This is a genomic window from Streptomyces sp. NBC_00239, assembly GCF_036194065.1.
Classification (GTDB): Bacteria; Actinomycetota; Actinomycetes; order Streptomycetales; family Streptomycetaceae; genus Streptomyces.
Genome location: NZ_CP108095.1, coordinates 5,817,609 through 5,832,237 on the forward strand (window position 1 = coordinate 5,817,609; position 14,629 = coordinate 5,832,237).

The following is a 14,629-nucleotide window of genomic DNA, read 5'->3' on the forward strand; positions in this document are numbered from 1 at the left end:
CGGAAACGAATCGTGTCCCAGCCGCTCAGCGGCCCCGAATCGTCGATCGAGGCGCGGGCAGCCGCCGACGGCGCCCCGGCCCCCACTGGAAACCTCGGCAACTCGATGCCGCTGTACGGGTGGAGCAGGTGGGAGAACACCACCGCGCGGAGCGCGGGAACGCCCACCGGCGGTCAGCCGGACACGAAAGCCCCGCCCGGCACGGGCACAGCCGCGGCGGGAGCCGGGCACGTACGCCCCGCCCGGCGCGGGCGTGACACGTGGACCCGCCCGCCAAGCGCAGCGGACCGGTGCTAGGCGTCGAGGCCGATGGCGAAGGCCGCTTCGAGGTCGTGCTGGGAGTACGTGCGGAAGGCGACGTGCGTGTCGGTGCCCTCGACGCCGGGGATCTTGCTGATGCGGCCGGGGATGATGTCGGCCAGGTCGTCGTGGCGGGCGACGCGGACCAGGGCGATCAGGTCGTACGTACCCGTGACGGAGTAGACCTCGCTGACGTTCTCCAGCGCGGCGATCGACTCGGCGATCTCGGGGATCCGGTCCACGCTGGTCTTGATGAGGACAAGAGCGGTGATCACGGTGGAAAGTCTCCCTCGGTGGCCGGGGCTGGGTTCTTCACTCTAGTCGTATGGCGGTAGCGGACCCACGCGTAGCCGAAGCCGAGGGCGAAGCCCACCAGGTGGGCCAGGTAGGCGACGCCGGGGCCGCTGCCGGCGCGGTGGGCGGCCAGGCCCTGGAGGGCGAACCAGAACACCAGCACGATCCACGCGGGGAAGCGCAGCGGGAGGAAGAAGAGGAAGGGGAACAGGCTGGTGACGCGGGCGCGGGGGAAGAGCAGCAGGAAGGCTCCCAGCACGCCGGAGATCGCACCGGACGCGCCGACCAGCGTCTGGTCGGAGTTCGCGTTGGCGGCCGCGTAGGCCACGAGGGAGAGGTAGCCGCAGACCAGGTAGAACGCGGTGAACTCCAGGCGGCCCATCCGCTCCTCGGCCATCACGCCGAAGACGTGCAGGAAGAGCATGTTGCCCAGCAGGTGCAGCCAGCTGCCGTGGACGAACAGTGCGGTCAGGGGGGTGAGGGCGGTGCGGGCCGTGACGGTGAAGAGCTCGTCCGGGATCACGCCCCAGCGGCGCAGGTAGGCGGTCTGGGCGGCGAGCAGTTCGTCCCCGGTGCCGTACAGCGGATTCATGCCCGACAGCGGGCCGATCAGGAAGATCACGGAGCAGACGGCGATCAGGGAGTGGGTGATCACGGGGCCGGATCCCCGCTTCGTGGTCAGGTCCGGAGCGATCATGACCAGAGCATGTCGTACGGGGGCGAAGGGGACGGGTTGCCCCGCCGTGTCTCGCATGCGGGACGGGGGCCCGCGCGGGGACGCCGGAAGGCCGTAGGGTTACGAGCGGTACACAGGACGCGCCTTGAAGGAGACGACTTCCCGATGACGGTTCCCCTCCCGACCGCCACGACCCGGTGGCGCTGCACGCTGTGCGGCAACCTCACCCGGTTCGACGTCACCCGTTCGTCGAAGGTGGTGGAGTACGTGCACCTCGACCTTGCCGGGGAGCCGAAGGTCGAGGAGCGTGAGGTGGTGAGTGAGACCATCGAGTCGGTCCGCTGCCGCTGGTGCAACGCGGTGGACCAGATCGAACTCGTGGACAGGCCGGGCTCGGACTCCTGAGGGAGTCGCGGCACGGATGGTTTCTGACGGTAGGGGTGACGGATTGTGGAGCCTGCAAGCGGCGCCGGCGACGCCGCCGAGGCGCTCGACCGACCGTTGCCCGAGGGCGTACGGCGCCGGGTCGTCGCCTTCGTGTCGGACGCCTTCGGCGGACTGACGCTCGCCGACCTTCCGGCGCAGCTGCGCCAGTACGCCCGGTTCACCCCGACCCGGCGGGCCAAGTTCGCCGGCAACGCCATGGCCTCGGCGCTGGAGAGCGACCCGGTCTTCCGCGGGCGCATCGGGGAGAAGCTGAAGGAGGCCCAGCCGGAGCTGGCGGGCGCCCTGGACTCCGGCGCGCCGCCCGCGGCCGCCGACCCCCTCGACGTGGCGGCGGCCGCGTACGTGCTGCGCCCGGCGGGCTGGGTCAAGCTGGTCGCCGCCGCCGGTGAGGAGGCCCAGCGGGCCGACGCCGAGCGGGTGGGCGAAGAAGCGCAGCGGGAGCTGGAGCGGCTGCGCGAGGAACTCGCCGCCGTCCGCGAGCAGCACAAGTCCGGCGGCGAGCACCTGCGGCACGAGCTGGAGGCCGCCCGGAAGGAAGCGGAATCGCTTCAGCGCAAGCTGCGCAGCGCCCAGAGCGATGTGAAGCGGGCCGAAGCGGCGCTGCGCAAGGCGTCCGCGGAACTCGACGTGATCCGCACCGAGACCGCCCACCAGGTGGCCTCCGCCGAGAGCGAGAGCCGACGGCTCAAGTCCCGGCTGTCGGAGACCGAGGCGGCCCTGGAGGCCAGCAGGCGGGCCACCCGCGAGGGCCGCAGCGTCGAGGACATGCGGGTGCGGCTGCTGCTCGACACCGTGCTGGAGTCGGCGCAGGGGCTGCGGCGCGAACTGGCGCTGCCGCCGGTGTCGGTGCGCCCCGCCGAGACCGTCGACGCGGTCGAGCCGGGACGGATGACGCCGAAGGACATCGCGGCCCGGGCGCTGTCGGAGACCGACCCGGCGCTCCTGGACCAGCTGCTGGCGCTGCCGCAGGTGCACCTGGTCGTCGACGGCTACAACGTCACCAAGACCGGCTACCCGACCATGCCGCTGGAGAAGCAGCGGCTGCGGTTGCTGGGCGGGCTGTCGATGCTGGCCGCCCAGACCGGCGCGGAGATGACCTGTGTCTTCGACGGCGCGGAGCTGGCCGCCCCGGTGCTGCTCGCACCGCCGCGCGGGGTGCGGGTGCTGTTCTCCAAGCCCGGTGTGACCGCGGACGAGTTGATCCGGCAGCTGGTGCGGGCCGAGCCCGCGGGCCGCCCGGTGGTGGTGGTGTCCACCGACCGCGAGGTCGCCGACGGCGTGGCCAAATCGGGCGCGCGTCCGGTTGCTTCCGCCTTGTTGCTGAAGCGGCTTTCGCGCATCTCGTAACTCCTGGGTGTAATGCCCGATTTCACGGAACAGACGGTCAAGTGGCCGCTACTGCGCGTGCGGAGTGCGTAAATAACCTGGTCGAGCGGCGAGATTTTGCACAACAGGATTTGAACTGATCACAAGAAGGTCACTAGGGTCTGGGCTCAAACCTTCGTGCGGTTGATCACCCATTCGGGGTGACGGGCGGAGGACCGCCGAGTCTGTGTTCTCCGGGGTTGTCCCGGTCGGCGGCTCTAGGAAGAAGGAGCTCGCCCCCGTGGCGTCCCACCGTCGACCCAAGCAGCCGACCCGCGCTCGTGTGACCGTGCTCACCGCTACTGCCGCCGCGGCCGTCGCCCTGTCCTCCCAGGGGGCCTCCGCTGCCCCCGCGCAGCCGAGCAAGGGTGAGGTCAAGGCCAAGGTCGACGCCCTCTACGAGCAGGCGGAGCAGGCCACCGAGAAGTGGAACGCCGCCAAGGAGCAGCAGGCCAAGCTCGAAAAGCAGATCGGCCAGCTCCAGGACAAGGTCGCCCGCGGCCAGGGCGAGCTCAACGACCTGCGTTCCACGCTCGGTTCGATGGCCAGCGCCCAGTACCGCTCCGGCGGCATGGACAGCTCCATACAGCTGTTCCTCTCCGCTGACCCGGACGACTACCTGTCGAAGGCCTCGGTCCTCGACCAGTTGAGCGCCAAGCAGGCCGACGCCGTCACCCAGATCCAGGCCAAGCAGCGGACCCTCGCGCAGCAGCGCCAGGAGGCCGCCGGCAAGCTGAAGGACCTCGCGGAGACCCGCAAGGAACTCGGCGAGAAGAAGAAGCAGGTCCAGGCGAAGCTCGGCGAGGCGCAGCGCCTCCTCAACACCCTGACCGCCGCGGAGAAGGCCAAGCTCGACGAGCAGGAGAACCGCGCCAGCCGTGCCGGCGGCGGTGGCGGCGGCGAGCGCCCCGACCTCGGCAACGTCAAGGCCTCCGGCCGGGCCGGCGCCGCCCTCGCGGCCGCGCAGACCAAGATCGGCTTCCCGTACATCTCCGGCAACGAGGGCCCCAACTCCTTCGACTGCTCGGGTCTGACCCAGTGGGCGTACCGGCAGGCCGGCGTCGACATCAGCCGTGTCACCTTCACGCAGGTCAACGACGGCAAGCGGATCGGCCGCAGCGAGCTCCAGCCCGGCGACCTCGTCTTCTTCTACGGCGACCTGCACCACGTCGGCCTGTACGCGGGCAACAACATGACGCTGCACGCCTCGAACCCGCGCAGCGGCGTCAAGTACGAGTCGATGGACAACATGCCGTTCCAGTTCGGCGTCCGCGTCGGGGGCTGACCTCCTCGGTCCCCACACGCCGACACCGCCCATCCGGGCGAATTAACGCGCCTTTCGCTGACCTCGCGCCCCGCCGGTGACCTGTGTTCTCCGGCGGGGCGTCACTCTCTGTGGCTGCTGGGGTCTTTGGTGGGGGTGTGCTCCCGGGGCTACTGTCGGCCAGCGCGGCACCCGGACACGGCCGTCCACGGGGGCGGACACGGGGCCCGCACCGCGGAAGGGAGTGGGGCTTCCTGTGACGTCCCATCGCCGGCCCGTGTCATCGGGCGCGGACCGCAGCACCACGATCACGGTCCTGTCCGCCGCCGCTGCCACCGCGGCGGCCGCTCTGGCCGCCGCCCCCGCGAGCGCGGCGCCGCACGACCCGGCCGACAGCGCCCGGGCGCGGGTGGACCGGCTCTTCGAGGAGGCCGAGCAGGCCACCGAGCGTTTCAACGAGGCCGGTGAGAAGGCCGCCCGGGTGCGCGCCGAGATCCGCCGCGTGCAGGACGCCGTGGCCCGCGGCCAGGACCGGATCAACACCATGCGGGGCCTGCTCGGCAGCTACGCCGGGGCCCAGTACCGGTCCGGCGGGGTGGACCCCGCGGTCGAGCTGATGCTGTCCGAGGACCCCGACCACTACCTGGAGAAGGCCGCCGCCCTGGACCGGCTGACCAGCCGCCAGACCGGCAAGCTCGCCGAACTCCGCGAGGCCCAGCGCGAACTCGCCCAGCAGCGCCACGAGGCCTCCCACAAGCTGGCCGAGCTCGACGCGCTGCGCGCCGACGTGGCCCGCCAGAAGCGCGCGGTCACGGCGAAGCTGGCCGCGGCGCGGCGGATCCTGAACGCGATGCCGACCGAGGAGCGGGCGGCGTTCGAGCGCGCGAACCGGTCCTCCGACCGTGGCCAGTCGATGGCGATGCCCGAACTGTCCGGTGCGGGCGCGCCGTCGGGCCGGGCCGCGGCCGCCGTGGCGGCCGCGCGGGCCGCCGTCGGGCGCCCGTACGTCTGGGGTGCCACGGGTCCCTCCGGCTTCGACTGCTCCGGGCTGATGGTCTGGTCGTACCGGCAGGCGGGTGTCGCGCTGCCGCGCACCTCGCAGGCGCAGCGGCACGCGGGTCGGCACGTGTCCCTCTCCGAGGCCCGCCCCGGTGACCTCGTCACGTACCGGTCCGATGCGAGCCATGTGGGCATGTACGTCGGCAACGGCCAGGTCGTGCACGCGCCGTATCCGGGGGCGCCGGTGCGGTATGACCCCGTCGGGATGATGCCGGTCTCCGCGATCACCCGCGTCTGACCCGCCCGCCCGCACCGCCCCCAGCCCGCCTTCCCGGTGCCCGGGCGGCACAGCCCGCCTGGGCGGCAACATCCAGCCCCGCCGGCGTTTGAGGCGCGGGTCCGGGCGGAGCCCGGTAACCCCCCCCCGCACCTTTCAGCCCCTCCGGCGTTTGAGGAGCGGGTCCGGGCAGGGCCCGGTGCCCGGCGGAGCCGGGTTGTTCTTGGGGCTCCGCCCCAAACCCCGCGCCTCAAACGCCGGCGAGGCTGGATGTTGTGCCCCGGGGCACCGGCGAGGCTGGGGGTTGCGCCCCGGGGCGCCGGCGAGGCTGGGATGCCGCACGTAGCGCCGACAAGGGCTGGAAGTTGCACCCCAGGGCACCGGCGAGGCTGGGATTGCCGCACGTAGCGCCGACAAGGGCTGGGGGTTGGGCCCCGGGGCACCGGCGGGGCTGGGGGTTGGGCCCCGGGGCACCGGCGGGGCTGGACGTCGCACCGCAGGGCGCCGGCGAGGGGGCCCGGGGGGCGGACGTACGATCGGGGTGTGGCGGCAGAGCGGCGTGGGGTGGGGCGGGCGGCGATCGCGGTGGTGCTCGCTCTGGCCCTCACCGGGTGTGCCGGAACCGCGGGGTCGGACGGCGGCGAGCGGGGGGAGGTCCGGGCGGTGCTCGGCCGGTGGTCGGCCGCGCTGCTCGCCCGCGACGCGGCGGGGTACCTCGCCGAGGACGCCCGGCCCACCGCCCGGCAGGACTTCGCCCGGCCGGCCGCGCTGCCCCTGGACTCCTGGGAGTACGCCCTCACCTCGCTGCGTACGGAAGGCGGCGGCCGGGCCTTCGCCGCGGCCGAGCTCCGCTACCGGCTCGCCGGGTACGACACCGTCCCCGCGACCACCGCCCGGGACCTCGAACTCGCCCGTACCGGCGGCCGCTGGCGGATCGTCGCCGACCGGCCCGGCCCCGGCGCGCACCCCCAGTTGTGGGACCAGGGCCGGGTGACCGCCGTGCGCGGCGCGCACAGCCTGGTCCTGGGCGTCGAGGGCGGCGGCGCCGCCCGCCGGGAACTCCTCGCGGACGTCTCGGCCGCGGCGGAGCGGGCCGTTCCGGCGGCGTCGGCGGCCTGGCCGCGCCCGTGGGCCCGCAAGGCCGTCGTCCTGGTGCCCGGCTCGCTGGACGCGATGGCGGCGCTGCTCGGCGAGCCGCCGGCCACGTACCGGGGGATGGCGGCCGTGACCACCGGCCGGGTCGGCGACGGCCCGGTCCCGGCGGACCGGGTGACCGTCAACCCGCAGGCGTACGGGGAGCTCGGCGCGCTGGGCCGCCGGGTGGTGCTCGCCCACGAGGTCACGCACGTCGCGACCCGGGCGGCGACCTCGGCCGCGACCCCGCTGTGGCTGTCCGAGGGGTTCGCGGACTGGGCCGCGTACCGGGGGAGCGGGCGGACGCCCGAGGAGGCGGCGCCGGCGCTGGCGCGCGCCGTGCGCCGCGGCGATCCGCCGGGCGCCCTGCCGGCCGACCGGGACTTCGCCTTCGGCGGCGACGCGGACGCGCTGGCCGCCTCGTACGAAGGGGCCTGGCTGGCCTGCCGGATGATGGCGCAGCGGTGGGGCGAGCGGGCCCCGGCCGACTTCTACGCGGCGGTGTCGCGGTCCTCCCCGGCGGCGGCCTTCGCGTCGGTGCTCGGCACCGACGAGCGGGAGTTCACCGCGTCCTGGCGGGCGTACCTGCGCGAGCTGTTCGGCTGACCGGGGGCGGCCCGGGCGCCGGGCACCGTGTCGCGCCACAGTGCCCGGCACGCCGTGAGGGTGGCCGCGACCAGGAGCGCGTTGCGCAGGAACAGCGCCGTCACGCCCGGCCAGTCGCCGTGCACCACCCCGGAGAACCAGACCGGGAACTCAAGCAGCGTCAGCGGAGCGGCGAGCAGGACCAGCCGCGCCGGCCGCTCCATGCGCGTGGAGCGCAGCGTCAGGCACACCGCGGCCAGCCCCACCAGCCACACCAGGTACTGCGGGCTGAGCACCCGGCTGGTCGTCGTGAAGAGCAGCACGGCGGTCAGCGCCGCGTCCGCCACCGTGTGCTCGCCGAACACCCGGGCCCGCAGCCGCCAGTACACGAGCCACCCCAGGGCCACCGCGGTCAGCGCCAGCGCGGCCCGGCTGACCAGGGGCACGTACGGGCCGAGGAACTCCACCGAGCCGTAGTTCAGCTGCACCCGTCCCGACCAGCCGTGCCACCGTGCCACGTGGAAGACCATCGCGCCCAGCGACTCCACCTCGGTGCCGCGGTCCCGCTGGAAGGTCAGGAACGACAGCGCCCCCGGCATCGCCAGCACGAGGCCGAGCAGCAGCGCGGCGCCGGTGGCCGCCGCCGCAGCCGGGGTGCGGCGGCCGCGCACGCCGGCGAGCAGCAGCGCCGGCCACACCTTGAGCAGCGCGCCCAGCCCCACCAGCGGCCCGCGGGCCCGCGGCAGCAGGAGCGCGGCCACCGCGACCGCCGTGACCATCAGGTCGTAGCGGGCGTACCCGGTGGGGCCCAGCAGAGGCAGGCCCGTGGTCCACGCCCAGGCGCCCAGGCGCCGCCGCCCGGTCCGGCGGCCCTCGCGGACCAGCAGCCAGGTGACCAGCGCGTCGGCGGCCAGGCAGAGCGCGAAGAAGGCGGCCGCGTAGCCGAGGAAGGGCAGGAGGGCGGGGGAGAGGATCGCGAGCGCCGCGCCCGGCGGGTACTGCCAGGTGACGTCGTCCAGCGGGAACGTGCCGGTGCGGAGCACCTGGTACCAACCCTGGTAGATCACGTGGACGTCGGTGGTGACGTCCGGACCGGGTACGACGAGCACCCGGAAGACGCAGAGCAGCAGCACGGCCCGGCTCGCGGTCCACGCGGTGATGAGCATCGCGCCATGATGCCGGTCGGAAGGGGCCCGCAGCGATCAGGCGCGGCCGTTCGGTACTGTCGCAGACGATGCACAAGACGCTGATCGTGACCAATGACTTCCCGCCCCGCCCCGGCGGCATCCAGGCCTTCCTGCACAACATGGCACTGCGCCTGGACCCCGAGCAGGTCGTCGTCTACGCCTCCACGTGGAAGCGCGGCGCCGAGGGCCGGGAGGCGACCGCCGCCTTCGACGCCGAGCAGCCGTTCCGGGTGGTCCGGGACCGTACGACGATGCTGCTGCCCACGCCCGCGGTCACCCGGAAGGCCGCCGGGCTGCTGCGCGCGCACGGCTGCGAGTCGGTGTGGTTCGGCGCGGCGGCCCCCCTCGGGCTGATGGGCCCGGCGCTGCGCCGGGCCGGTGCGAAGCGGCTGGTGGCCACCTCGCACGGGCACGAGGCGGGCTGGGCGCAGCTGCCCGCCGCCCGGCAGCTGCTCCGCCGGATCGGCGAGGGCACGGACACGATCACCTATCTGGGTGAGTACACCCGGTCCCGGATCGCGGGCGCGCTGACGGACCGTGCGGCGGCCCGGATGGTGCAGCTGCCGCCGGGCGTCGACGAGAAGACCTTCCACCCGGAGTCCGGCGGCGCCGAGGTGCGCGCCCGGCTGGGCCTGACCGACCGGCCCGTGGTGGTGTGCGTGTCGCGGCTGGTGCCGCGCAAGGGCCAGGACACGCTGATCCTGGCCATGCCGCGGATCCTGGCCGAGGTGCCGGACGCGGTGCTGCTGATCGTCGGCGGCGGCCCGTACGAGCAGGACCTGCGCCGGCTCGCGGCCGAGACGGGCGTCGGGGACTCGGTGCGCTTCACGGGCGCCGTGCCGTGGGCGGAGCTGCCGGCGCACTACGGGGCGGGCGACGTGTTCGCGATGCCCTGCCGGACCCGGCGCGGCGGCCTGGACGTGGAGGGCCTGGGCATCGTGTACCTGGAGGCGTCGGCGACCGGTCTGCCGGTGGTGGCGGGCGACTCCGGCGGTGCGCCGGACGCGGTGCTGGACGGGGAGACCGGCTGGGTGGTGCGCGGTGGTGACGCCGAGCAGAGCGCCGACCGGATCGTGAGCCTCCTCCAGGACCCGGAGCTGCGCTCCCGGATGGGCGAGCGGGGGCGCGCCTGGGTCGAGGAGAAGTGGCGCTGGGATCTGCTGGCGGAGCGGCTGCGCGACCTGCTCTGACCCGCGGGTCGGGTCGGGTCGTGCCGGCTGCCGTCCCGCGGTCGCCGGTCGGCCGGCACGTCCGGGGGCCGCTGCGCGGGGCTGTTCCCCTCCCCGCCCCTTCCCGTAACCGGGGCTCCGCCCCGGACCCCGCTCCTCAATCGCCGGAGAGGCTGGGGGTCGGGAGCCGGGGTTCCGCCCCCGGGCCCCGCTCCTCAATCGCCGGAGAGGCTGGGGGTCGGCAGCCGGGGTTCCGTCGCGGACCCCGCTCGTCGAACTCCGCCAGACTCGGTCCGGGGGTACCCCCGGGGGCCGGGGGGCGTGCGACGTATCTGACTGTCACTCAGATGTCTGTCAACGCCGCATCTGGGCGGACGGCTGGATTCCGCTCATGATGCGGCCATGACACCTCATCTGACGCGCCGTCACCTGCTGGGTCTCGGCGCCCTGCAGACGGCCGCTGCGCTCGGGTTCACCAGAATCGGCCTGGAATCGGCGGCCGCCGCCGAGCCCGCGACCCGCGACCACGCCCCCGCCGTGGTCGTCGGCTCCGGATACGGCTCCGCCGTCGCCGCCCTGCGCCTGGGCGCGGCCGGCGTACGCACCGTCGTCCTGGAGATGGGCCGGCTCTGGGACTCCGCCGGGCCCGACGGCAAGGTCTTCCCGTCCACCTCGGCGCCCGACCAGCGCTCGATGTGGTTCCGGACCCGCACCGAGGCCCCGCTCGCCCAGTTCCTCTGGCTCGACGTCGTCAACAGGAACATCTCGCCCTACCCGGGCGTCCTCGACCGCGTGAACCACGGCGACATGTCCGTGTACGTCGGCCGCGGCGTCGGCGGCGGCTCCCTCGTCAACGGCGGCATGGCGCCCACGCCCCGGCGCGCGTACTTCTCCGAGGTCTTCCCCGGGGTGAACGCCGACGACATGTACGGCACGTACTTCCCGCGGGCCCGCCGGATGCTCGGCGTCAACGACATCGACCCGGCCTGGTTCGAGTCCACCGAGTGGTACCGCTTCGCCCGGATCTCCCGCAAGCACGCCGCCAACACCGGACTGAAGACCGTCTTCGTCCCGAACGTCTACGACTTCGGCTACATGCAGCGCGAGGCGGCCGGCACCGCCGTCCGGTCGGCGCTCGCGGGCGAGGTCATCTACGGCAACAACCACGGCAAGCAGAGCCTGGACAAGACCTACCTGGCCGCCGCACTGGGCACCGGGAACGTCACCATCGAGACCCTCCAGCGGGTGACCGCCGTCCGCCAGGAGCCCGACGGCACCTACGTGCTCACCGTCAGCCGCATCGACCTCACCGGCCGCGTGGTCGAAACCCGCGAACTCGGCTGCAGGCAGCTGTTCCTGGGCGCCGGCAGCCTCGGCACCACCGAGATCCTGCTGCGCGCCCGCGAGACCGGCGCGCTGCCCGGGCTCAGCCCCGAGGTCGGCCTCGGCTGGGGACCCAACGGCAACGTCATGACCGCCCGCGCCAACCACCTGTGGGACACCGTCGGCGCCCGCCAGGCCACCATGCCGGCCCTCGGCATCGACGACTGGGACAACGCGGCGAACCCGGTCTTCGCCGAGATCGCCCCGCTGCCCATGGGCCTGGAGCACTGGATCTCGATGTACCTGGCGATCACCAAGAACCCGGAGCGCGGCGCCTTCCGCTACGACGCGGCCACCGACTCGGCCCGCCTGAACTGGACCCGCGACCAGAACACCCCGTCGGTGCAGGCCGCCAAGCGCCTCTTCGACCGCGTCAACCGGGCCAACTTCACGATCTACCGCTACGACCTCTTCGGCGACAACAAGGCCTTCGCCGACACCTTCACGTACCACCCGCTGGGCGGCTGCGTGCTCGGCCGGGCCACCGACGCGTACGGCCGGGTGAAGGGCTACCGGAACCTGTACGTCACCGACGGCTCGCTCGTGCCCGGATCCCTCGGCGTCAACCCGTTCGTGACCATCACCGCGCTCGCCGAGCGCAATCTGGAACGGGTCCTCGCCGAGGATCCGCGCTGACCGCCTGATCCGGAAGGGGAGTCCGCGCGCCGCGGTCAGCCGCGGTAGAGGGCCTCGATCTCGTCCGCGAAGTCCTTCGCCACCACGTTCCGCTTCAGCTTCAGCGACGGCGTGATGTGGCCCGACTCCTCCGTGAACTGGGAGCCGAGAATCCTGAACTTCCGCACCGACTCGGCCTTGGAGACCGCCGCGTTGCCGTCGTCGACGGCCTTCTGCACGGCGGCGAGCAGGTCCGCGTCCTCACGCAGCGAGACGGCCGTGGCATCGGCCGGCTTGCCGTTCTCCTTGGCCCAGCGGCCCAGGAACTCCTCGTCCAGGGTGACCAGCGCGCCGACGAACGGCCGGGCGTCGCCCACCACCATGCACTCCGCGACCAGCGCGTGTGCCCGGATCCGGTCCTCGATCACCGCGGGAGCGACGTTCTTGCCGCCCGCGGTGACGATGATCTCCTTCTTGCGGCCGGTGATCGCGAGGTAGCCGTCCTCGTCGAGGGTGCCGACGTCACCGGTGTGGAACCAGCCGTCGGTCAGCGCCTCGGCGGTCGCCGTCTCGTTCTGCCAGTACCCCGAGAAGACGTGCTCGCCGTGCAGCAGCACCTCGCCGTCGTCCGCGATCCGCACCACGGACCCCGGCAGCGGCTGGCCGACCGTACCGATCTTCTGCCGGTCCCACGGGTTGAAGGCCGTCGCCGCGCAGGACTCGGTCAGCCCGTAGCCCTCCAGCACGGTGAAGCCGATGCCGCGGAAGAAGTGGCCCAGGCGCTCGCCGAGCGGTGCGCCGCCGGAGATCGCGTACTCGCCGCGCCCGCCCAGCACCGTGTGCAGCTTGCTGTAGACCAGCTTGCCGAAGAGCTTGTGCTTGAGCTTGAGGCCCAGCCCCGGGCCGGACGGGGTGTCCAGCGCCCGGCTGTACGCGATGGCCGTGTCGGCAGCCGCGTCGAAGATCTTGCCCTTGCCGTCGGCCTGCGCCTTGGCGCGCGCCGAGTTGTAGACCTTCTCGAACACCCGCGGCACGCCGAGGATCAGCGTCGGGCGGAAGCTCGCCAGCTCGTCGGTGAGGTTCTTGATGTCCGGTACGCAGCCCAGCCGGATCGGCGCGAGCACCGACGCCACCTCGACCAGCCGCCCGAACACGTGGGCCGCCGGGAGGAAGAGCAGCACCGAGCACTCGCCGGTGCGGAACAGCGGCTTCAGGCGCTCCACCACGTTGCCGCACTCCGCGAAGAAGTTGCGGTGCGTGAGCACGCAGCCCTTGGGGCGGCCGGTGGTGCCGGAGGTGTAGACGATGGTGGCCGGGTCGTCGGCGTTCGCCAGCGAGCTGCGCTCGTCGACCAGCTCGTCGGAGACGCCGGCGCCGGAGGCGCGCAGCTCCTCGATCCCGCCGCGGTCGATCTCCCACACGTGCGCCAGGTCCGGCAGCCGGTCCCGCAGGCCGGCGACGGCCTCGTGGTGCCCGGGGCCCTCGACCACGGCCGCGACCGCGCCGGAGTCGCCGAGGATCCACTGGATCTGCTCGGGGGAGCTGGTCTCGTACACCGGCACGGTCACCGCGCCGGCGGCCCAGATCGCGAAGTCCGTCAGCACCCACTCGTAGCGGGTACGGGAGATCAGCGCGACCCGGTCGCCGGGCTGCACGCCGGCGGCGATCAGGCCCTTGGCGGTGGCCCGGACCTCCGCCAGGAACTCGGTGGCCGTGACGTCCTGCCACACGCCGTCGACCTTGCGGCTCATGACGGCGGTGTCGGGATGCTGAGCGGCATTGCGGCGGATGAGATCCGTGAGGTTCCCGTCCGACGGGACCTCGTACAGAGCCGGAAGGCTGAACTCGCGCAAGACTGCTGCTCCTCTGGGCGCCATCGCCACGATGCGGACCGACCGGACGTTACCCACCGGTAGTGGGTTCCGGATAGAGGGAACCGGCCAGATGTTCCATGCGTCACATACCGCGGCCTTTCCTGGCCGACAGTAGTCGACGCGGTCGAGGACTCGGAAGTAACCGCAGGTAGGACGCCCGGCCCCGACGGCCGCCGGAGCGCTCCACAGCCGCCGCCACCAGCGCCCCTACCGGCCGTGCCCGGCCCGCCCTAGGGTGATCCGCATGGGTGGTACCAGGCAGCGCACACGAGTCCACGTCGTCAGTGACGTCCACGGCAACACCGAGGCCCTCGCCCGGGCGGGAGACGGCGCCGACGCCCTGATCTGCCTGGGCGACCTCATCCTCTTCCTCGACTACGCGGACCACTCGCGCGGCATCTTCCCCGACCTCTTCGGGGTCGAGAACGCCGACCTGATCGTGCAGCTGCGCACCGAGCGCCGCTTCGAGGAGGCCCGCGTGCTCGGCGCCCGGCTGTGGGCCGGGCTCGACCGCGAGGCCCTCATCGAGGAGGCGGTGCGCCGCCAGTACGCACAGATGTTCGCGGCCTTCTCCACCCCCACCTACGCCACGTACGGCAACGTGGACATCCCCGACCTGTGGCCCGAGTACGCCCGCCCCGGCACCACCGTGCTCGACGGCGAGCGCGTCGAGATCGGCGGCCTCGTCTTCGGCTTCGTCGGCGGCGGCCTGCCCTCCCCGATGCGCACCCCCTACGAGGTGGACCCCGACGACTACGCGGCCAAGGTCGAGGCGCTCGGCGAGGTCGACGTCCTGTGCTCCCACATTCCGCCCGAGGTCCCCGAGCTCTGCTACGACACCGTCGCCCGCCGCTTCGAGCGCGGCAGCGCGGCGCTGCTGGACGCGATCCACCGGGTCCGCCCCCGCTACGCGCTCTTCGGACACGTCCACCAGCCGATGGCCCGCCGGATGCGGATCGGGGCGACCGAGTGCGTGAACGTCGGACACTTCGCCTCGACCGGGCAGCCGTGGGCCCTGGAGTGGTGACCCGCGCGGTGCGCGGTAGCCTTCACGCGGCGC

General features: G+C 73.2%; 12 protein-coding genes. 8 read left to right on the forward strand and 4 right to left on the reverse strand.

Annotated features, from left to right (window positions below):
• Positions 1-293 precede the first annotated feature (293 nt).
• Positions 294-575 carry an Lrp/AsnC family transcriptional regulator gene (locus OG764_RS25555; RefSeq protein ID WP_328970763.1) on the reverse strand — a complete coding sequence of 94 codons (282 nt, stop codon included), beginning with the start codon at positions 573-575 and terminating at the stop codon, positions 294-296.
• Complete coding sequence (locus OG764_RS25560) at positions 572-1,291, reverse strand: rhomboid family intramembrane serine protease (protein ID WP_328970764.1); 720 nt, start codon at positions 1,289-1,291, stop codon at positions 572-574. Before OG764_RS25560 ends, OG764_RS25555 begins: the two co-directional genes overlap by 4 nt.
• A gap of 144 nt (positions 1,292-1,435) precedes the next feature.
• Here OG764_RS25560 and OG764_RS25565 point away from each other — a divergent pair, with 144 nt between their 5' ends.
• The 5 genes from OG764_RS25565 to OG764_RS25585 all read left to right on the forward strand — a co-directional run bounded on the left by OG764_RS25565 (position 1,436) and on the right by OG764_RS25585 (position 7,362).
• Positions 1,436-1,675 (forward strand): hypothetical protein, encoded by a 240-nt coding sequence (locus OG764_RS25565; RefSeq protein WP_328970765.1) that lies wholly within the window; start codon positions 1,436-1,438, stop codon positions 1,673-1,675.
• A gap of 42 nt (positions 1,676-1,717) precedes the next feature.
• Positions 1,718-3,064 carry an NYN domain-containing protein gene (locus tag OG764_RS25570; protein ID WP_328973166.1) on the forward strand — a complete coding sequence of 449 codons (1,347 nt, stop codon included), beginning with the start codon at positions 1,718-1,720 and terminating at the stop codon, positions 3,062-3,064.
• A 259-nt stretch (positions 3,065-3,323) separates the two neighbouring features.
• Complete coding sequence (locus OG764_RS25575; protein WP_328970766.1) at positions 3,324-4,367, forward strand: C40 family peptidase; 1,044 nt, start codon at positions 3,324-3,326, stop codon at positions 4,365-4,367.
• A 235-nt stretch (positions 4,368-4,602) separates the two neighbouring features.
• On the forward strand, positions 4,603-5,643 hold the full coding sequence (locus OG764_RS25580) for a C40 family peptidase (RefSeq protein ID WP_328970767.1): 1,041 nt from the start codon (positions 4,603-4,605) through the stop codon (positions 5,641-5,643).
• A gap of 522 nt (positions 5,644-6,165) precedes the next feature.
• Positions 6,166-7,362, forward strand: coding sequence for a hypothetical protein (locus OG764_RS25585; protein WP_328970768.1), 1,197 nt, complete (start codon positions 6,166-6,168; stop codon positions 7,360-7,362).
• Here OG764_RS25585 and OG764_RS25590 read toward each other — a convergent pair.
• The gene (locus tag OG764_RS25590) at positions 7,248-8,507 is read right to left on the reverse strand and encodes a glycosyltransferase family 87 protein (protein WP_328970769.1); all 1,260 of its coding nucleotides are present in this window, start codon (positions 8,505-8,507) and stop codon (positions 7,248-7,250) included. The two genes, OG764_RS25585 and OG764_RS25590, sit on opposite strands and share 115 nt — an antisense overlap.
• 68 nt (positions 8,508-8,575) lie before the next feature.
• On the opposite strand from OG764_RS25590, the gene OG764_RS25595 reads away from it, so the two are divergent.
• Positions 8,576-9,718 carry a glycosyltransferase family 4 protein gene (locus OG764_RS25595; RefSeq protein WP_328970770.1) on the forward strand — a complete coding sequence of 381 codons (1,143 nt, stop codon included), beginning with the start codon at positions 8,576-8,578 and terminating at the stop codon, positions 9,716-9,718.
• 381 nt (positions 9,719-10,099) lie between these two features.
• Positions 10,100-11,716, forward strand: coding sequence for a GMC oxidoreductase (locus tag OG764_RS25600; RefSeq protein ID WP_328970771.1), 1,617 nt, complete (start codon positions 10,100-10,102; stop codon positions 11,714-11,716).
• 35 nt (positions 11,717-11,751) lie between these two features.
• Here the strand turns inward: OG764_RS25600 and OG764_RS25605 are convergent, their stop codons facing one another.
• Positions 11,752-13,548 (reverse strand): AMP-dependent synthetase/ligase, encoded by a 1,797-nt coding sequence (locus OG764_RS25605; protein ID WP_328970772.1) that lies wholly within the window; start codon positions 13,546-13,548, stop codon positions 11,752-11,754.
• A 265-nt stretch (positions 13,549-13,813) separates the two neighbouring features.
• On the opposite strand from OG764_RS25605, the gene OG764_RS25610 reads away from it, so the two are divergent.
• Positions 13,814-14,596, forward strand: coding sequence for a metallophosphoesterase family protein (locus OG764_RS25610; RefSeq protein WP_328970773.1), 783 nt, complete (start codon positions 13,814-13,816; stop codon positions 14,594-14,596).
• Positions 14,597-14,629: the final 33 nt, after the last annotated feature.

Coding starts and splice junctions, on each gene's coding strand:
- OG764_RS25560 (WP_328970764.1), bottom strand. CDS start 1,291: ATGATCGCTCCGGACCTGACCACGAAGCGGGGATCCGGCCCCGTGATC.
- OG764_RS25600 (WP_328970771.1), top strand. CDS start 10,100: ATGACACCTCATCTGACGCGCCGTCACCTGCTGGGTCTCGGCGCCCTG.
- OG764_RS25610 (WP_328970773.1), top strand. CDS start 13,814: ATGGGTGGTACCAGGCAGCGCACACGAGTCCACGTCGTCAGTGACGTC.
- OG764_RS25595 (WP_328970770.1), top strand. CDS start 8,576: ATGCACAAGACGCTGATCGTGACCAATGACTTCCCGCCCCGCCCCGGC.
- OG764_RS25590 (WP_328970769.1), bottom strand. CDS start 8,507: ATGCTCATCACCGCGTGGACCGCGAGCCGGGCCGTGCTGCTGCTCTGC.
- OG764_RS25565 (WP_328970765.1), top strand. CDS start 1,436: ATGACGGTTCCCCTCCCGACCGCCACGACCCGGTGGCGCTGCACGCTG.